17 protein-coding genes and 3 pseudogenes are annotated in these 17,504 nt (G+C 55.6%); 9 read left to right on the top strand and 11 right to left on the bottom strand.

Going from position 1 to position 17,504, the window contains the following annotated elements:
• The first annotated feature begins 33 nt into the window (after window positions 1-33).
• The 4 genes from hpxW to hpxZ are packed head-to-tail and all read left to right on the top strand — an operon-like array spanning window position 34 to window position 3,593.
• Window positions 34-1,617 (top strand): oxamate amidohydrolase, encoded by a 1,584-nt coding sequence (gene hpxW / locus AM379_RS16275; protein ID WP_106503915.1) that lies wholly within the window; start codon window positions 34-36, stop codon window positions 1,615-1,617.
• Window positions 1,618-1,627: 10 nt separating this feature from the next.
• Complete coding sequence (gene hpxX / locus AM379_RS16270; RefSeq protein ID WP_020884742.1) at window positions 1,628-1,816, top strand: oxalurate catabolism protein HpxX; 189 nt, start codon at window positions 1,628-1,630, stop codon at window positions 1,814-1,816.
• Window positions 1,813-3,210 (top strand): AtzE family amidohydrolase, encoded by a 1,398-nt coding sequence (locus AM379_RS16265; protein ID WP_063156162.1) that lies wholly within the window; start codon window positions 1,813-1,815, stop codon window positions 3,208-3,210. Before hpxX ends, AM379_RS16265 begins: the two co-directional genes overlap by 4 nt.
• Complete coding sequence (gene hpxZ / locus AM379_RS16260; RefSeq protein ID WP_032677834.1) at window positions 3,207-3,593, top strand: oxalurate catabolism protein HpxZ; 387 nt, start codon at window positions 3,207-3,209, stop codon at window positions 3,591-3,593. The genes AM379_RS16265 and hpxZ overlap by 4 nt, the downstream gene beginning before the upstream one ends.
• A 91-nt stretch (window positions 3,594-3,684) precedes the next feature.
• Here the strand turns inward: hpxZ and puuE are convergent.
• From puuE to AM379_RS16245, 3 genes and pseudogenes are all read right to left on the bottom strand, one after another.
• Window positions 3,685-4,602 (bottom strand): annotated as a pseudogene (gene puuE, locus AM379_RS16255) (allantoinase PuuE); the annotation flags it as partial.
• Window positions 4,502-5,375, bottom strand: a pseudogene (hpxA, locus tag AM379_RS16250) (allantoin racemase). The pseudogenes puuE and hpxA, both read right to left, overlap by 101 nt.
• A complete protein-coding gene (locus tag AM379_RS16245; RefSeq protein ID WP_106503914.1) occupies window positions 5,375-6,091 on the bottom strand; it encodes a GntR family transcriptional regulator in 717 nt (238 codons plus the stop codon). The pseudogene hpxA and the gene AM379_RS16245 overlap by 1 nt, the downstream one beginning before the upstream one ends.
• Before the next feature lie 144 nt (window positions 6,092-6,235).
• Between AM379_RS16245 and AM379_RS16240 the strand changes: the two genes are divergently transcribed.
• On the top strand, window positions 6,236-7,732 hold the full coding sequence (locus AM379_RS16240; protein WP_106503913.1) for an NCS1 family nucleobase:cation symporter-1: 1,497 nt from the start codon (window positions 6,236-6,238) through the stop codon (window positions 7,730-7,732).
• Between the two features lie 99 nt (window positions 7,733-7,831).
• Complete coding sequence (gene guaD, locus AM379_RS16235; protein ID WP_104440247.1) at window positions 7,832-9,151, top strand: guanine deaminase; 1,320 nt, start codon at window positions 7,832-7,834, stop codon at window positions 9,149-9,151.
• Here the strand turns inward: guaD and uraH are convergent.
• Both uraH and uraD read right to left on the bottom strand, forming a co-directional pair.
• On the bottom strand, window positions 9,131-9,454 hold the full coding sequence (gene uraH / locus AM379_RS16230) for a hydroxyisourate hydrolase (protein ID WP_014169459.1): 324 nt from the start codon (window positions 9,452-9,454) through the stop codon (window positions 9,131-9,133). The genes guaD and uraH overlap by 21 nt on opposite strands.
• Window positions 9,451-9,951, bottom strand: a complete 501-nt coding sequence (uraD, locus tag AM379_RS16225) for a 2-oxo-4-hydroxy-4-carboxy-5-ureidoimidazoline decarboxylase (RefSeq protein WP_106503912.1) — start codon at window positions 9,949-9,951, stop codon at window positions 9,451-9,453. Before uraD ends, uraH begins: the two co-directional genes overlap by 4 nt.
• 242 nt (window positions 9,952-10,193) lie before the next feature.
• Between uraD and hpxO the strand changes: the two genes are divergently transcribed.
• The 3 genes from hpxO to AM379_RS16210 are packed head-to-tail and all read left to right on the top strand — an operon-like array spanning window position 10,194 to window position 13,363.
• Entirely contained in the window at window positions 10,194-11,348 is a 1,155-nt protein-coding gene (gene hpxO / locus AM379_RS16220) for an FAD-dependent urate hydroxylase HpxO (RefSeq protein ID WP_106503911.1), read from the top strand.
• 17 nt (window positions 11,349-11,365) lie between these two features.
• Complete coding sequence (gene hpxD, locus AM379_RS16215; RefSeq protein ID WP_032677828.1) at window positions 11,366-12,400, top strand: molybdenum cofactor-independent xanthine hydroxylase subunit HpxD; 1,035 nt, start codon at window positions 11,366-11,368, stop codon at window positions 12,398-12,400.
• Between the two features lie 12 nt (window positions 12,401-12,412).
• Window positions 12,413-13,363, top strand: coding sequence for a PDR/VanB family oxidoreductase (locus AM379_RS16210; RefSeq protein ID WP_106503910.1), 951 nt, complete (start codon window positions 12,413-12,415; stop codon window positions 13,361-13,363).
• Window positions 13,364-13,595: 232 nt separating this feature from the next.
• Here AM379_RS16210 and AM379_RS16205 read toward each other — a convergent pair.
• The 6 genes and pseudogenes from AM379_RS16205 to AM379_RS24370 form a co-directional block, all read right to left on the bottom strand.
• Window positions 13,596-13,836: pseudogene (locus AM379_RS16205) on the bottom strand (PAAR domain-containing protein); the annotation flags it as partial.
• A gap of 27 nt (window positions 13,837-13,863) precedes the next feature.
• Window positions 13,864-14,652: a hypothetical protein gene (locus tag AM379_RS16200; RefSeq protein WP_106503909.1), complete on the bottom strand. Its 789-nt coding sequence runs from the start codon at window positions 14,650-14,652 to the stop codon at window positions 13,864-13,866.
• A 48-nt stretch (window positions 14,653-14,700) separates the two neighbouring features.
• Window positions 14,701-15,468, bottom strand: a complete 768-nt coding sequence (locus AM379_RS16195) for a hypothetical protein (RefSeq protein WP_106503908.1) — start codon at window positions 15,466-15,468, stop codon at window positions 14,701-14,703.
• A complete protein-coding gene (locus AM379_RS24380; RefSeq protein WP_236900301.1) occupies window positions 15,461-15,652 on the bottom strand; it encodes a hypothetical protein in 192 nt (63 codons plus the stop codon). Before AM379_RS24380 ends, AM379_RS16195 begins: the two co-directional genes overlap by 8 nt.
• Window positions 15,653-15,697: 45 nt before the next feature.
• The gene (locus tag AM379_RS24375; RefSeq protein ID WP_236900331.1) at window positions 15,698-16,573 is read right to left on the bottom strand and encodes a lipase family protein; all 876 of its coding nucleotides are present in this window, start codon (window positions 16,571-16,573) and stop codon (window positions 15,698-15,700) included.
• Complete coding sequence (locus AM379_RS24370) at window positions 16,570-17,475, bottom strand: hypothetical protein (RefSeq protein WP_236900300.1); 906 nt, start codon at window positions 17,473-17,475, stop codon at window positions 16,570-16,572. Before AM379_RS24370 ends, AM379_RS24375 begins: the two co-directional genes overlap by 4 nt.
• Window positions 17,476-17,504 lie beyond the last annotated feature (29 nt).

Genomic DNA, 17,504 nt, shown 5'->3' with positions numbered 1-17,504 from the left:
CACCTTGTGACTTTTGGGTTATGAGGACTCTCCATGCAAAGTAATGTCTCCGTACACGGAATGGCCGTGGCGCCCCACCATCTTGCCAGCCAGAGCGCCCTGGCCATTCTGCGCGAAGGCGGTAGCGCGATTGAGGCAATGGTCGCCGCCGCCGCAACCATTGCCGTGGTTTACCCGCACATGAACGGTCTCGGTGGGGACGGTTTCTGGCTTATCGTGCCGCCCGATGGCGAACCGGTCGCCATTGACGCCAGCGGCGCAGCAGGCTCACTGGCGACGCTTGCCGCCTATGACGATGTCTCTCAGATCCCCCATCGCGGGCCTCGTGCGGCGCTGACCGTGGCGGGAACGGTGAGCGGCTGGGACGAAGCGCTGAAGGTTTCGCGCACGCTGACGGGCACCGCTCTTCCCCTGAATCGCCTGCTGGCAGACGCCATTGACTATGCCCGAAACGGCACGCCGGTAACCGCGTCTCAGGCCGCTGCCACGGCCAGTAAGCTGGATGAACTGAAGGACCTGCCCGGCTTCGCGGAGACCTGGCTGACGGACGGCAAACCGCCACAGGTCGGCAGCCGGTTTTATCAACCGGCGCTGGCCTCCACGCTCTCGCACCTCGCAGAAGACGGTCTGGACAGTTTTTATCGCGGCCCGCTGGCGGAGCGTCTGGCCCGGGGCATGGCAACGCTGGGGCTGCCCATCACCCTGGCAGACCTAAACGCGCATGTCGCCCGGCGCACCACGCCGCTGAAATTACAGCATCAGCAAGGCGAAGTGTGGAACCTTGCGCCGCCAACGCAGGGGCTGGTGTCGCTGGCGATCCTCGGGATAACCGACCGCCTGTCCATGGCCGACGCTGACGAAGCGACCACCGTTCACCGCATTGTAGAGGCCACCAAACTGGCGTTTGGTCTGCGCGATGCCCATATCACCGACCCGCGCGAGCTGAAAACCGATATCCAGGGTCTGCTGGAACCTGCCGCCCTCGCCGCCCTCGCCGACCAGGTCGATGATAACCAGGCCGCACCGTGGGGCTGCGGCAAAGGCCCTGGTGATACGGTCTGGATGGGAGTGATGGATAACAGCGGTCTTGCCGTGTCGTTTATCCAGAGCATTTATCACGAGTTCGGCAGCGGCGTGGTCCTGCCTGATACTGGCATCGTCTGGCAAAACCGGGGAGCCTCATTCAGCCTCAATCCCCGTCACCTGCTGGCGCTTGCGCCAGGAAAACAACCGTTCCACACCCTGAACCCGGCAGCCGCGCGTCTGCATGACGGACGCGTCATGGTCTACGGCTCGATGGGCGGTGACGGCCAGCCGCAAACTCAGGCCACCCTGTTTACCCGCTATGTGGTGCAGGGGGTACCGTTGCAGGAGAGCATCGCCCGCCCGCGCTGGTTACTGGGGCGCACCTGGGGACAGACGTCCGACACCCTGAAGGTGGAAGGCCGCTTTACGCCCCAGACCGTCGCGCGCCTGCAGGCGCTGGGCCACGACGTGGAGTGCTTCCCGGCATTCAGCGAAGCCATGGGCCACGCGGGTGCGATTGTTCGCCATCCTAACGGGCTGTTTGAAGGGGCATTTGACCCGCGCAGCAACGGCGCCGCCGCCGGATTTTAAGGAGAGACTGATGAATACCACACAACCTGACTGGCATGCCTATCTGGCGCAAATGGAGTCCGTGCTGGGCGTTGAGCTGGATGACGCCCGCCGGGCAGAACTCCATGTGCAGTTCTGCCGTATCGCGGCGATGGCCGCCCCGCTGATGGCGCTTCCGTTTGATGACCGTCTGGAGATCGCAGGAGTATACAAAGCATGACGCTACACGAGATGAGTATCAGTGAGATCCAGCAGGCGCTGAGTGCAGGCGACCTGAGCGCCCATGACATCGCCCGCCAGACCCTGGAAGCCATTACGCGCATCAATCCCCATATCAACGCCTGGACCACCGTCACGGAAGAACGCATGCTGGCCGAAGCCGAGAATATCGACACCCTGCGTCGGGAGAAACGCCCTCTGCCGCCGCTGGCGGGCATTCCCTACGCGGTGAAAAACCTGTTCGACGTCGCCGGGCACACGACCCTTGCCGGTGCAGAGCTGTTCAGCCAGCGCCCCCCCGCCACCGCTGACAGCTTTGCGGTACGCCAGCTGCGCAGTGCCGGTGGCTTATTGTCGGGGATGGTCAACATGGATGCCTACGCCTACGGCTTTACGACAGAAAACAGTTACTACGGCGCAACGCGTAACCCGCACGATGTGACGCGCATTGCCGGAGGATCGTCCGGCGGCTCTGCCGCCGCGGTCGCTGCCGGACTGGTTCATTTTTCGCTCGGTACCGACACCAACGGGTCGATTCGCGTACCGGCCTCCCTGTGCGGAATATACGGTCTTAAGCCCACTTTTGGTCGTCTGTCACGCGCCGGCAGCCATCCGTTTGTCGCCAGTCTGGATCACATCGGGCCGTTTGCCCGTCGTGTGAGCGATCTGGCGTCGGTGTACGATGCACTGCAGGGTCGGGATACCAGCGACGGATTTCAGGCAGAGAGTTCCCGGGAGCAGACCCGGCCCCTGCTCGACCGCGGTCTGGATGGTTTGCGCTGCGCGGTGCTCGGCGGCTATTTCAGTACCTGGTGCGACAGCGACATGCGAGACGCCGTGGCGCGGGTGGCAAAAGCTCTCGACGTGCAGGAAACGCTGCAATTCCCCGATGCCGAGCTGGCCCGCTCCGCAGCGTTTATCATCAGCGCCTCGGAAGGCGGAAATCAGTACCTGCCCGCGCTTCGCCGCGAGCCCGGGCGTTTTGAACCCCATTCGCGCGAGCGACTGCTGGCCGGCGCGATGATCCCTTCTGCCTGGTATATTCAGGCCCAGCGTTTTCGCACGCAGGCCCGACAGGCGTTTAAAGCGTTGTTTGCGCAGGCCGACGTGCTGATCGCCCCGGCCACGCCGCGCAGTGCAACGCAAATTGGCGAAGAGATTATGGAGATCAACGGCCAGCCGTTACCGGTTCGCGCCAGCATGGGCATGCTGACGCAGCCGATTTCGTTTTTAGGTTTACCCGTTACCACCGTCCCGCTGCGCACCGCTCAGGGCGCACCTGTTGGCCTGCAGTTGATCGCCGCACCGTTTAACGAGCAAGCCTGCCTGCGCGTGGCGCGGGTTCTGGAAGCAAGCGGAATAACCGATGCCCGGCCAGCGGAGATGACACCATGATAAATCACGATGACATTAACCTTCCGTGGGTCGTTGCAGAAGTGACCGCAGCCTTTTACCGCTATGAAGACGCGCTGGTAAGCAACAACATTCCGGTGCTGGATGAGCTGTTCTGGCACGACAAAAACACGGTGCGTCTCGGTGCGGGCGAAAACCTGTACGGCATTGAGGAAATCCGCGCCTTTCGGGCGGCGCGCCCGTCCGCGGGTCTGCAAAGGACGTTGCGCCATACGGTAATCACCACCTTCGGAGAGGATTACGCCGTGTGTAGCACCGAATTCACGCGCGAAGGAACGGAGCGGATTGGCCGCCAGCAGCAGACATGGGTACGCTTCCCGTACGGCTGGCGAATTGTGGCGGCGCAGGTGAGCGTGATGGCGTAATGCTAATAACCCTGCCCGATGGCGCTTTTCCCATCAGATAAGCCGAAGGCCGGGACAGGCGTCACCGCCCGCCCGGCGCACTGCTGGATCGTTATTGTTGAAACGGGTGCACTTCACGCCAGTGATCGGCTATCTGCTGGCGGGTACAGACCCATACCCGATCGTGCTGCGCAAGGTAATCAAGGAACCGCTGCAGAGCACGAAAACGCCCCGGACGCCCCAGCAGACGGCAATGCATGCCGATGGACATCATCTTCGGCGCACGTTCCCCTTCTTCGTACAACACGTCAAAGCTGTCTTTCAGGTAGGTATAAAACTGCTCGGCGGTGTTGAACCCCTGCGCGGTCGCGAAGCGCATGTCGTTGGCATCCAGCGTATACGGCACAATCAGGTGGGGTTTGCGCGTGCCGTCGCTGCACGCCACTTGCGTCCAGAACGGTAAATCGTCGCCATAGTAGTCGCTGTCATAGTCAAAGCCCCCATGCTCCACTACCAGCTGGCGGGTGTTTGGGCTGTCACGCCCGGTGTACCAGCCGGCAGGCGGTTTGCCAAACAGGTCAGTCAGGACATGCACCGCCTTGTGCAGGTGCTCGCGCTCCTGGTTGATATCCATACTTTGATAGTGGATCCAGCGCCAGCCGTGGCTAACCACGTCATAATCAGCCGCTTTGATGGCGTCAACGATATCGGGATGTCGCGCCAGCGCCATTGCCACGCCAAAGACCGTCAGCGGCAGGCCACGCTTGCAGAATTCGTTATGGATCCGCCAGAACCCAGCGCGGCTGCCGTATTCATAGAGGGAGTCCATCGACATGTGTCTGTCCGGATAACTGGCCGCACCAATGATGTCCGAGAGGAATTGTTCTGAGCCGGCATCACCGTGCAGCACGTGGTTTTCCGCCCCTTCTTCATAATTGAGTACAAACTGCACGGCGATGCGCGCCTGGTTCGGCCACTGCGCGTGCGGCGGCTTGCCTGCATAGCCGCGTAAGTCCCGCGGATAATCTTCGTTAAAAAGCGCCATTATCACCCCCTCAATTAAAATGGATTCAGTGCCTGAAAGTGTCCGCTCAACGCTTTTTTCTCCGGGAAAGCCAGGTCCCCGTGCTTGCTGGTTGACAGCCCCAGCGCCACCAGCGACTCGACCATTTTCACCGCCGCGCTGACGCCGTCGATCACCGGCACGTGCAGCTCGCGCGTCAGCTCCTGCGCCAGCGTCGCCATTCCACCGCAGCCGAGCACAATCGCGCCGCAGCCATCTTCTTTCAGCGCCTGGATGCAGCGCGCGCGCACCTTCTCCTGAGCCAGGCCGCTACCGTCTTCCAGTGCCAGCACCGGCAGATCGATGGCATGCAGGGCTGCACAGTGGTCCTGGAAACCATACTGGTGCAAAAGATGGCGGGCGATAATCCGCGTGCGAGGCAGCGTGGTCACAACGGAAAAGCGTGTTGCCACCAGCGTGGCCATATGCATCGCAGCTTCTGCGATACCGATGACCGGCCCCTGCGCCAGCTCGCGCGCCGCCAGCAGGCCGGGGTCACCAAAGCAGGCAATCACGTGTCCATCCACGCCCTGTTGCCGTCCGCGTTTTATCTGTTCGAGAACGCCCACGGCGGCGATGGCCTCATCAAAATGACCTTCTATCGAGGGCACACCTGCGCTCGGGCAGACGGCGAGGATCTCCGTTCCCGGTGCTGCTACCGCGCGGGCTGCGGCGCCGATGGTTTCCGTCATCGCGAGGCTGGTGTTGGGGTTAATCACTTGTATACAAACAGACGACATTACGACTCCTTGTGGCTGGCGAACAGCCGGGCAAAATCAGGCAGGCACTCACCGGCCCGTTCGAAACAGAGGCTGGCGACAATATGTTCAAAATGGTGCATTAAGGCCTCACTCAGGGGCTGGAGCGCCTTCTGGCGCAAGAGTTCCACCATTTGCTCGTGGTCATTGCAGCGGCAGCCCTGACGCCACGGCGCGCCCCAGGCTGCGATCACCAGCGACGACCGCTGGCTCAGTCCGGTCACCATCTCTGTCAGCACCTGATTGCCTGAAATGGCCTGAAGCTGAATATGGAAATTGGCGGAGTGGCGGATTGCGGCGGGACCGTCATACGCCTCATGCGCCTGCTGCTCCTGGCGAATAATCCCTTCCAGTGCAGCCAGATGCGGCGGCTGACAGTGGGCCAGCACGTCCGGCAGGTTAGCCACCTCAAGCAGCGCGCGCGTGCGGAAGATCTGCTGCGCCTCTTCTACCGTCGGGCTGGCCACGTGTGCACCACGTTTGGGCGTTAAGGTGACCATTTGCACAGCAGCGAGTCGTTGCAGCACCTTGCGAATACCGGTGCGGCTCACGCCGAAGACCTCAGCCAGCGCCTCTTCAGGCAATTTACTTCCCGGGAGCAACTGATGTTCGACTATCGCGGTCATCAGCGCCTGAAAGATGGATTCATCTTTGTCATGCAGGTCTGGCGCGGTCTGCAGGCTGTTTATGTTGTTCATTAACCACTCCGATTTTTACTTTTCGCTATCGAATCGTATACATAAAAATAAAATATTGCATACAAGATTTATTATTTTGGCCTGGATCCTGCAACACCGTCTGCACTCCCACTTAACGGGTTTTCATTCACAGGAGCAGGTTTCATGCCAAACAGACAAAACGCGCAGCACGGTACGGCCGCTGATTCCGGTGCGGTTTACAGCCCACGGCTTTGCAATGAGGATCTGGCACCGACGCGTGACCAGAACTGGAGCTGGTACAACATCTTTTCTTTCTGGATGTCGGACGTCCACAGCATGGGGGGTTATGTTGTTGCCGCGAGCTTCTTTACGCTCGGGCTGGCAAGCTGGCAGGTCTTGCTCTGCCTGCTGATAGGGATTTGCATTGTGCAGTTGTGCGCCAACCTGGTGGCGAAACCGAGTCAGATGGCAGGCGTACCCTACGCGGTGATTTGCCGTCAGGCATTTGGCGTTTTCGGGGCCAATATTCCGGCGGTGATCCGCGGGCTGATTGCTTTCGCATGGTACGGCATTCAGACCTACCTGGCCGCCAACGCGCTGATGCTGGTGGCGCTTAAGTTCTGGCCTTCACTCGCGACGCTCACCACCGGTTCGTTCCTGGGCCTGTCGCATCTTGGCTGGATCTGTTTCGCTATCATGTGGGTGCTGCAGGCGATGGTCTTCTGGCACGGCATGAGCGCCATTAAGCGCTTTATTGATATCGCCGGTCCGGCGGTCTACGTGGTGATGCTGGCGCTGGCGGGATGGATTGTATACAAGACCGGTTTTGACGGCATCTCCTTTACCCTCGCCAGTAAATCCCTGAGCGCCGGTGAGCAGACCTGGCAGATGATCACCGCCACGGCGCTGGTGGTCTCTTACTTCCCCGGCCCGCTGCTCAATTTTGGGGACTTCTCCCGCTACGGTAAAAGCATGGGGGAGATCCGCCGCGGTAACCGCTGGGGCCTGCCGTTTAACTTCCTGCTGTTCTCCATCGTTACCGTGGTGATTGTGTCGGGTACGCAATCGCTGTTTGGCCGCATGATCACTGACCCGATTGAAACCGTCAGCCGTGTGGGCAACGATCTGGCCGTGGCCATTGGCTTGCTGACCATGATCACCGCCACCATCGGGATCAACATCGTGGCGAACTTCGTCTCCCCGGCGTTTGATTTCTCTAACTGTTCACCACAAAAAATCAGCTTCCGCACCGGGGGGATGATCGCCGCCGTCGGCTCTATCCTGTTAACCCCGTGGAACCTGTTTAACTCGCCGGAGCTTATCCACTACACTCTGGACGTGCTCGGGGCGTTTATTGGCCCGCTGTTCGGGATTCTGATTGCCGATTTTTACCTGATTAAGCGCGGCAAGGTCTCCGTAGACGATCTGTTTGATGACACGCCAAAAGGCAAATACTGGTATCGCAACGGTTTCAACCCGAAAGCCATCGGCGCGCTGGTGCCATCCGTTGCCGTTGGACTGGTGATAAGCTTTATTCCCTCCCTGCATGAAGTGGCCAACTTTAGCTGGTTTATCGGCGTCTTCCTGGGCGGGGTCACCTACCGCTGGCTGGCGCGGGAAGAGCGTGAAGCGGCAGGCGCCTCGTCGTTCAGCCCCCACGTGGCAACGCAAAAAGAGTAACCCTTCCTCCGGGCCGCAGTTCCTCTGCGGCCTTTTTCATTCTGGCACCGTTTTTGCTCAGTCTCATCACCCCGCTACGCAAACACTAAGGCAGGAATCATGATGGACTACCAGACTGCGATCCGCGGTGCATTTTTTGATATTGCCCGGGTCTGCGACAGTGCAGACGTTATCGCCCAACAGGCGCGCTACCTTGAAGACGGGCTGCTGTTCATCCATAACGGCAAAATTCTGGCGCAGATGCCCTGGCAGGAGGGCGAGCAGTATCTTGATCCCTATAAAGGGTACACCGACCTGCGTGGCAAACTGCTGCTCCCGGGTTTTGTCGATACCCACGTCCATTACCCGCAGACGGAGATGATTGGCGCTTTTGGTGAGCAACTGCTGGAGTGGCTGACCACCTACACGTTCCCGGTAGAAAGCCAGTTTGCCGATGAGGCCTATGCGAAAGAGATTGCGGCGTTTTTCATCAACCAACTGGTCAGCCACGGCACCACCACCGCGCTGGTGTTTTGTACGCTGCATCCTGAATCGGTCGAGGCGCTGTTCACCGAGGCCCTGCGCCTTAACATGCGCCTTATCGCCGGGAAGGTGATGATGGACCGCCACACGCCTGACTACCTGAGTGAAACCGCGAAAGAGAGCTACCGGCAGACGCGCGAGTTGATCCAGCGCTGGCACCACCGTGGACGGTTGGGCTACGCCATTACGCCACGCTTTGCCCCGACCTCCTCACCGGAACTGCTGGCCGCGGTCAGCCTGCTCAGAGAGGAGTTTCCCGACACGTGGATGCAGACCCATCTGAGCGAAAACCCAAATGAAGTGGCCTGGGTAAGCGATCTGTGGCCGGAACATGAACGTTATCTGGATGTGTATCATCATTACGGGCTGACCGGCGAACGCAGCGTGTTTGCCCATGGGATCCACCTCCATGAGAGCGAGTGGCGCTGTCTGCACGATACCGGCTCGGCGGTGGCGTTTTGCCCCACCTCGAACCTGTTTCTTGGCAGCGGACTGTTCCGCTTACCCGCCTGCTGGCAACACCAGGTGCGTATGGGCATTGGCACCGATGTGGGTGCCGGAACCACCTTCAGCATGCTGCGCACCCTCGGGGAGGCGTACAAGGTGGGTCAGCTGCAGAGCTACCGCCTGCGCGCCAGCGAAGCGTTTTATCACGCCACGCTGGGCGGCGCTCACGCCCTGAGGCTGGACGATAAGATTGGCAATTTCGCCCCCGGCAAAGAGGCCGATTTTATCGTCATCGACCCGGCCGTTACGCCGCTACAGCGCCTGCGTAACCGGCGCTGTCAGGACATTTATGAGCAGCTGTTTGTGCTGATGACCCTGGGCGACGAGCGCAATATTAGCGAGACCTGGGTCAACGGTGTGCAGGTGTGGTCAACTGCCGCGGTAGGTTGACCACCCGCCCGGCGCAATCACAAACGGCAGGTGGAAGTGCTCGTCTGCCGTTTCTCCCGTCACAAAATCGATCTGCGCGCAGGGGTAAAGCGTGTCGCGGCCGGTTTCGGTGAACCAAGCCCCTATCTCGGCCACCAGCCGGTAACGTCCTGCAGGCAGGAAAGGGATAAACGCGGTGATGCGCCCCTGGGCGTTAGTGAAAGCAGTGGCCAATACGACGCCGTCCTGCTCAAGATAAACCCTTACGCCCTGCGCCGGTTTTCCCGTCGAAATATCAAGAATATGTGTGCTTAACGTACTCATTCGTCAATGACTCCTTCCAGCCGAAGCAGCGTAATTTCCCGCAGCTGTTCCAGTGCGGCCTGTACCTCCTGCGCATCGCTGTTTGCCAGCCGGGCGTTGAGGGCGCGTAAAATCTCCTCACCGCTACGGCCTTTCGCGCGGATCAAAAACACGCGTCCAAAACGGGCCTCGTAGCGAGCGTTCCCTTCCTGCAGTGCCTGTGCCAGCTGCCTGTCGCGGTTGTCGACGGCACCCTGCTCCTGGCGCGAAAGCACCGCCTCCGCCCGGGCTCCCGTCGGTTTCTCACCAATTCGCGGGTGCGCATTCAGGGCCTGCGTAAGCGCCGTTTCATCCCAGGTTTGTGCCAATGTCCGGGCGGCGTCGAACAGTGCTTTGCGGTGTGAATAGGGCCGCCCCTGCACCAGCGCATCGGCCCAGTCGGGCAACGCCACGCAGGGCTGCAACTGCGCGAGCGCCTCTTCGTGGCTCAGTTGATTAAAAGTTTGCAGTGCAATCATACTCACTCCCGTCATATCGTCGTTTTATCGCTTTGCACAAACTACGCCACTCTTGCCATCCCCCATGAAACAGTCGATTCCGGATCGCACAACAGGAAATTATTGATTCATAAAAAGGCATTCTCACCGCGTTTGCGCACCTTAGCAGTGCAAAACCACCCCATACAACGCGCTTTTCGCCACTCTGCAGCCTGGTACGCAAATTGCTCTTCCCTTTTTACACCCTGCAAAAGGAGAGAAGCATGAGAGCAATCGTTATTGGCGCGGGCATTGGCGGCCTGAGCGCCGCTGTAGCGTTGAAGAAGGCGGGAATCGACTGTACCGTGTTTGAGGCCGTGAAAGAGATGAAGCCCGTCGGTGCGGCCATTTCCATCTGGCCCAATGGGGTGAAATGCATGCAGCACCTCGGAATGGGCGACATCATCGAGACCTACGGCGGCCCTATGCGCTTTATGGCCTATAAGGATCACCGGCGCGGCGATACCCTCACCCGCTTTAGCCTTGCCCCGCTGGTCGAGCGCACGGGCGGTCGCCCCTGCCCCGTGTCGCGTACGGAACTGCAGCGCGAAATGCTGAACTTCTGGGGGCACGAGAACGTTCAGTTCGGCAAACGCGTTGAAAGCGTCCGTGAGGACGCGGCTGGCATCACCGCCACCTTCACCGACGGTACTACCGCGACGGGGGATTTCCTGATTGCCGCCGATGGCAGTCACTCCGCGGTTCGCCCGTACGTGCTGGGCTATACGCCCGAGCGCCGCTACGCCGGTTACGTCAACTGGAACGGGCTGGTGAAGATTGATGAAGAGATTGCCCCTGCGCACCAGTGGACCACCTTCGTCGGCGAGGGCAAGCGCGTTTCGCTGATGCCCGTCGCCGGCGGACGCTTCTATTTCTTTTTTGATGTTCCGCTCCCCCTCGGGCTGGCGGAAGATCGCACTACCCTTCGCGCCGATCTCACGGGCTACTTCCGCGGCTGGGCGCCACCGGTGCAGAAGCTCATCGCCGCGCTGGATCCCGAGACCACCAACCGTATCGAAATCCACGACATTGAACCGTTCGACACCCTGGTGCGCGGCAACGTGGCGCTTCTTGGCGATGCCGCGCACAGCACCACGCCAGATATCGGCCAGGGCGGATGCGCGGCGATGGAGGACGCCGTGGTGCTGGGTGACTGCCTGCGCGAGAACCACAACATCGCACTGGCGTTGCGGCAGTACGAAGCGCTGCGCTGTGACCGGGTCCGCGACCTGGTGCTTAAGGCCCGTAAACGCTGTGATATCACGCATGGCAAAGACATGGCATTGACCCGGGCCTGGTACCAGGAGCTCAAAGAGGAGACCGGAGAGCGCATCATTAACGGTCTGTGCGACACCATTCAGGCCGGGCCTTTAGGCTGAACGCGAGAGGGACAACCATGAAAATACAACCGACTCCACCCGCCCATTGTACGTTTGAGCCAGAGGACTGGCTGCGTCTGGCAAAATGCTGGCATCCGGTTGCTCGCGCCTGCGACATCGGCGCGGCACCGGTCAAAGCCACCCTGCTCGACGAACAACTGGTTATCTACCGCGTCAAAGACCAGGTTGTGGTCGCCCGGGACGTTTGCCCGCACCGCGGCGTACCGCTGACGCTGGGCTTTCACGATGAACACGGGATTATCTGCCCTTATCATGGCTTACGCTTTGGTGAAGATGGACGCTGCAACCGCATTCCGTCCAGCCCTGACCAGCCGGTTCCCGCGAAGCTTAACCTGATTAACTATGCCGTGGAGGAGCGCTTTGGGTTGATCTGGACCTGCCTGGCGTTTGATCCGGATAACCCAATGCCGCTGCCCACCATGCCGCACTGGGATAACGACGGATTTCAGCAGATCAACTGCCCGGCGTTTGAAGTGAATGGCTTCGCCGGCCGTCAGGTGGAAGGCTTTCTGGACGTGGCGCATTTTGCCTGGATCCACACTGACACCTTTGCTGACCCCAATAATCCGCTGGTACCCCATTATCAGCCCCAGGAGACGCCGTTTGGCTTTGTTGCCGATTACTGGAGTTCGGTGAGCAACTACCCCGCCAGCTCCGATGTCCAGGCGCCGGAAGGCTTCCAGTGGCTGCGTCATTTTGAAATGCATCTGCCGTTTACCGCCACGCTGACGATCCATTTTCCGGGGGAAGCCAGGCTGGTGATCATGAACGCCGCCTCGCCCGTCTCTTCACGGGTAACCCGCATGTTCGCCCCTATCGCGCGCAACTTTGACCTGCATATTCCGGTAGAGGAAGTGCACGCCTTCAATTTGCGTATTTTTGAAGAAGACCGCCTGATGGTTGAGACGCAGCGCCCGGAAAGCCTGCCGCTGGATCTGACTCTGGAAGCCCACATCCCTGCGGATAAAAGCTCGATTGCCTACCGCCGGGGGCTGAAAAAGATGGGCTTCGGCGAGTTTTTCCTGGTGTGACGGAGGAACGTGATGAGCGAAATGTTGAGCGTTATTGTCGACGGTCTCTGGCGTGAGGGGGATAAGAGTCTCGCCGTCAGGCTGGTGTCAGAATGCGGTGAACCCCTGCCGGGCTGGCAGCCCGGGGCGCACATTGACGTGCATCTGCCCTGCGGGCTGGTTCGCCAGTATTCGCTGACCGGGGCAAGCGACAGCGAGTGCTATCTTATTTGCGTAGGACGTGAAGCCGCCTCGCGCGGCGGGTCACGCTATGTTCACGAGACGCTACGTCCGGGGCAGAAACTGCTTATCTCCTCACCGCGCAATCTGTTTGCGCTGCACGAGGCTGAACGCTTCTTGCTGCTGGCGGCAGGGATAGGCATAACGCCCTTGTATGCGATGGCCCGGCAGCTGGAGGCTTCCGGCACCCCGTTTACGCTGCACTATTACGTTAAAGAGCATGGCAACGCGGCGTTTGCACGTGAACTCATGCAATTTAAACACGGCGAGTGTGTCATCCATACCATCAGCCCGCGCACTGCGCTGGCAGAGCACATGCCCACGCCAGCGCCCGGTTTCCACGCCTGGGTCTGCGGGCCGGCAGGTTTTATGGAGAAAGTGTATCAGGTCGCCCTCACGAGAGGCTGGGCTGAGAGCAATCTTCACAGCGAAGCATTCCAGCCCGTTATGCCCGCCGACTGTAATGAAACGGGCGAGATTTTTACAGTCAAGCTGGCATCAACCGGCGAGCGCTGGCCAGTGCCGGCGGACAAAACTATCGCGCAGGTGCTGCTGGAAAACGGCGTGGCGGTACCCCTCTCCTGTGAAATGGGGATTTGCGGCGCCTGTCTGACGCCGGTTATCGACGGCGTAGTGGATCACCGGGATAGCGTGCAGTCGGAGGCGGAGAAAAACGCGGCAGACCAGCAGGTGGCGCTGTGCTGCTCGCGAAGCCATACAGGGGAACTGGTGATTGGGTTGTAGAACGAAAAAACCCTGCGATATTGCTATCGCAGGGTTTTCGGATTTGGCGGGATCCACGGATAGTCAAAACAAACGGCATACCGGGCTTCGGAGAAAAAGCATGTCCATAATCACCGATATCACCTCAAAAACAGCGGAACGGACGATAAAACGATCCCTCATGGCAGCATAACTGGCCTGACGCTTCATCATCCTGGCAAGCAGTGGTGCCTGCTCTGCCTGGCAGGTACTGAGCACTTGAAATTACAATACAACCGCACTGACATTTACAGCCATCGACGACAACAGCGCGACCGTTAAAGGTGCGGTGATCCTTCCACGATAGGATTAGTTCCATGCCCTTCTACCGGGCAGCTGGCCATATCGCCAACTAATGCGGCTTTTTTCCCATCGACAGTAATATTGGAGGAGGCGGAGATCACTTTTCCACCATGAGAAGTTTTGTCACCAAGCAAAACCAAGCCTTTTGTCATGTTGAATCCTCGAACAATAAATAAGAATCAATTAACGTTCATTTCATCAAGTTTTTTAAAGTCAGGTTTTATTTCTCGCGATGACACCCTTTCACCATTAGGATATATAAAAGTGAATGCCACTCCTTTTTTCTTTTCATAAGGGAACATCATCTCAACTTTCTTATCCTCATCGATTGTTGGATGGTAATTCACCCAAACATCATTATCTTTTATAATCATACGTACATCAAAAAAAGAACTTTTCTCCCCAAACAAGTTCAGTTTATCTGATTTTGTAGAGTTCTTTTGAGTACTCCACCTTTCTAATACGGGGTAATATTTAGGGGTGTAATTGAATTTATTTCCACTGATAATTTCAAATTGCCCATTTCTAGAAGCATCAGCATCAAATGCAACCGTTACGCCCACAGCGGAGCCTGGGATGAGATCCTTTCCAAGATGAGTCGCATCTATATATTCAATACCTACATTTACTGCACTTAAAGTCCATTTGCATGAACCGCCACCAGTCATAGCAACTTTTGCTTCCCAAACATCTCCAATTCTTTGCATCATAGGGATCCCGATAACGTTATAGCTGGGTTCTGTGACAACTGAGCCATCAAATCCACTGATTCTCTTTTTCATGCATTCATACGAGATATATCTGACTTCCAGCGGGAAGGGTTTTGTATACTGAGACGGTTTTTTTACTTCAATATTGACCCACTTCGTGTCAGAAGGCGGCGAGAGTGTTTTATCCATTGCATGTGCACAGCTATTCAAAATCAATGCAGACAGACAAACAGCGATAATTTTTATCAACTTATGCATTCCTATACCCCCGGATATAACAGATACAACTATACAAGCATAAAAGAATCATTTACTTTTCATTCCTTCTACTTTATCAAAGTCAGGAAAAGTTGAACCGTCAGATACAACTGTTCCATCCGGGTATATTATAGTGGGATGAGAGTCATCCGTTTTTTTTCTTGGCTCTATATATCTAACAACTTTACTTTCATCAATCATTGGCATATATGATATCGCTGTCGCCCCCTCCGCCCTATAAGAAAAAAATCTTTCCTTTGCAAGAAAGGTTAGCTCATTTTTTTGCCTTACCAAATGCCACTCTCTTATATATGGATAATATTTCGGAGTTAACCTAACATCCCCCTTCACGAAGGTGAACTGACCATTTCTTGATGCATCGTTATCAAATGCAATCGTTGCACCTACTGCAGCTCCAGGAGCAAGGCCTTCTCCAAGATGCGTTGCATTTATATACTCAATTCCTAAATTGAACTCGCTTAATGTCCAGTCACATGACCCACCGCCTCTCATCGCAACCTTAGCAATCCAGACATCGCTTTTACCCTGCTGCTGGAGCGGGATTTTCGTTCCGTTATAGCTCGGTTCAGTGACCGACGAACCATCAAAACCACTGGTCCTGTTTTTAAGACATTTATGCGAAATGTAAGTCACCTCAAGTGGAAAAGGTTTGGTATAACGCGATGGGTTTTTAACTTCAACATTCACCCACTTCGTGTCTGAAGGCGGAGAAAGTGTTTTATCCATTGCCTGTGCGCAGCTATTCAAAATAAATGCAGACAGACAAACAGCGATAATTTTTATCAACTTATGCATTTTCCATATCCTCTTCTCCATACAAAGCAAAACGTTCCAGAGCGTTACCACCATCTTTCATTAAGAGTGTCGTGTTTAATGCCACATCAAGCCTATCTTCCAACAAGAGAAACAATTCATTTCGCTTAAGCTCAGTGTCGGGAATATATTTTTGTTCTTCCGAAATTTGATCTTTAAATTTCACAATATTTTCAGCATGCTCAGTAAAGTGTTTCTTCTTACTCAGACCTTATTTATCAATCAAACCAAGAATTTTGTTATTAATGTAAGGCATATAAGATGTCATGAAGTGCTCCCCAAAAGTTAAATCCGCTAATCTGGATGGGTTTTGCTCTTCAGGAAAATATTTACTTAAATCATGAGCCGTTAATGATTTTTTATATTCATGCTGTTTTTTCCCAGCTTCTTCAGATTCCACCTCTGCAAATGATGGTACCAGATAAAGCTTTGCTGTAATTGGTAGCGGGCCACTCAAAGTTATACATCCAACTGGTTCAGGAAAACTAATTTTACACTCTTTCCATTCTCTAAATTGCGTTGCCGTGAAAAATGCAACGATTTTCTCATGATGCCAAAAACAATCCCCCAAAGATTTCAATTGATATGCCATCAATTCACCTACGGACCAAGTCATACCTAATAATGCACCAACTGGTCCCCACAAATTGTATAACTCATTGTCAACATTAGCTTCAGGTGGAACAGCAGGAACCGGGTCATTGTCATTAACATGGCGGTAGTGAGTTATGCCGGATAATTGCTGGATAGCATTTTTTGTAAATGTCCGAGGCATTCCATATGTATAAATCTTTGGATCTAAACTTCTTAGCCTCACTGAGTGGATCAAAGCTAATGCACCGCCTAAACTATGGCCGCATATAAACAATTTCAAGCCACCAGCTAATTGTTCTAACTCTAGTATTTGGTCATCAAATTTACGTTCAACTCGGCAATAACCACTCCAAAAACCATTATGGACTTTTCCGGCCGAAAGCAATTCGGTGCATGCTGTCTTATCCACATTGCATGTTTTAGTATTTACCGGAGAAAATGAAAGATCAGCTCCAACGTTATATAAACTTGCTGTGCCGCGCCATGAAACTATGAATTTACTGAGTTATAAACGTAATATAACTGAGTATCGCCATCGGCTTTGCCTGTAGCATTATTATTTTTCGGAGTGCTCCCGCCATCAGATGAAGATCCACCGGTATTTTTTGATGTATCCATAAATACCGGTGGATTATAGCGATCGCTATAGGGAACATCACATACAAGGGCATTGTAAGTATTGCTACCTTTATGAAACTTTGGTAATTTCTTTAAGTCCTGACATTGACTTATGAAAAAGCGGGTTATTGATTTTTCATCAAACACATTATCATCTGCATATGCCAGGCAAGCCCCTCCGCCTAAATTTATAGCATTAGCCAGCGAATAATCTTTCTGATGATGTAAGACAATTTCCCACGCCCGGAATGGGCATATTTCTATTACATGACGTTTTTCAAGCTGATTTGACCTTATCGTCAACCCTTTCATAACCTTGTCTGCAGGAAAATGAAATGGCGGCCACACTTCTCCTTTTCGTAGTTTAACGGAGGGAAGGGTACGGCAAAGTTCACCGATAACTGCATAGTGCCAGATATACTCTTTCTCTTCAACTTCAGGACGCACAATAGAATCATTTTCCGCATCGCGACTAACACGTAAGGCACGTTTTTCCATTTCCGTAGCCAGCTGATTGCCATCTAACGTCAACCTCATTTCCAGCCCATGCGGCATATCGACTCTGATTATCCCGTCAGTATCGCTCTGATCAGAATAAGTGAATCCCTCCACCGGCCCGGTAACTGGATGAGAACTTTCCACAGTCCATGGCATATTCGCCACAGGTTCGCCCTGCTCATCAACCAGTTGAAATTCTACCAAGTAGGGTTTTTGCTTTCCAGCCGTAGCTTTTGCCTCTGTATGTGTCACGGATGTCACTAATGAACTGCCTGCCATAAATATCCCTCTTTATTCAGATGTAACAA

This window comes from Enterobacter cloacae complex sp. FDA-CDC-AR_0132 (genome assembly GCF_003010695.1).
Classification (GTDB): Bacteria; Pseudomonadota; Gammaproteobacteria; order Enterobacterales; family Enterobacteriaceae; genus Enterobacter; species Enterobacter ludwigii.
This window is presented reverse-complemented; position numbering and strand designations above follow the sequence as displayed.

What these genes read in the sequence shown, in the direction of transcription:
- hpxW (WP_106503915.1), top strand. Translation starts at nt 34, where the DNA reads ATGCAAAGTAATGTCTCCGTACACGGAATGGCCGTGGCGCCCCACCAT.
- hpxX (WP_020884742.1), top strand. Translation starts at nt 1,628, where the DNA reads ATGAATACCACACAACCTGACTGGCATGCCTATCTGGCGCAAATGGAG.
- AM379_RS16265 (WP_063156162.1), top strand. Translation starts at nt 1,813, where the DNA reads ATGACGCTACACGAGATGAGTATCAGTGAGATCCAGCAGGCGCTGAGT.
- hpxZ (WP_032677834.1), top strand. Translation starts at nt 3,207, where the DNA reads ATGATAAATCACGATGACATTAACCTTCCGTGGGTCGTTGCAGAAGTG.
- AM379_RS16245 (WP_106503914.1), bottom strand. Translation starts at nt 6,091, where the DNA reads ATGAACAACATAAACAGCCTGCAGACCGCGCCAGACCTGCATGACAAA.
- AM379_RS16240 (WP_106503913.1), top strand. Translation starts at nt 6,236, where the DNA reads ATGCCAAACAGACAAAACGCGCAGCACGGTACGGCCGCTGATTCCGGT.
- guaD (WP_104440247.1), top strand. Translation starts at nt 7,832, where the DNA reads ATGATGGACTACCAGACTGCGATCCGCGGTGCATTTTTTGATATTGCC.
- uraH (WP_014169459.1), bottom strand. Translation starts at nt 9,454, where the DNA reads ATGAGTACGTTAAGCACACATATTCTTGATATTTCGACGGGAAAACCG.
- uraD (WP_106503912.1), bottom strand. Translation starts at nt 9,951, where the DNA reads ATGATTGCACTGCAAACTTTTAATCAACTGAGCCACGAAGAGGCGCTC.
- hpxO (WP_106503911.1), top strand. Translation starts at nt 10,194, where the DNA reads ATGAGAGCAATCGTTATTGGCGCGGGCATTGGCGGCCTGAGCGCCGCT.
- hpxD (WP_032677828.1), top strand. Translation starts at nt 11,366, where the DNA reads ATGAAAATACAACCGACTCCACCCGCCCATTGTACGTTTGAGCCAGAG.
- AM379_RS16210 (WP_106503910.1), top strand. Translation starts at nt 12,413, where the DNA reads ATGAGCGAAATGTTGAGCGTTATTGTCGACGGTCTCTGGCGTGAGGGG.
- AM379_RS16200 (WP_106503909.1), bottom strand. Translation starts at nt 14,652, where the DNA reads ATGCATAAGTTGATAAAAATTATCGCTGTTTGTCTGTCTGCATTGATT.
- AM379_RS16195 (WP_106503908.1), bottom strand. Translation starts at nt 15,468, where the DNA reads ATGCATAAGTTGATAAAAATTATCGCTGTTTGTCTGTCTGCATTTATT.
- AM379_RS24370 (WP_236900300.1), bottom strand. Translation starts at nt 17,475, where the DNA reads ATGGCAGGCAGTTCATTAGTGACATCCGTGACACATACAGAGGCAAAA.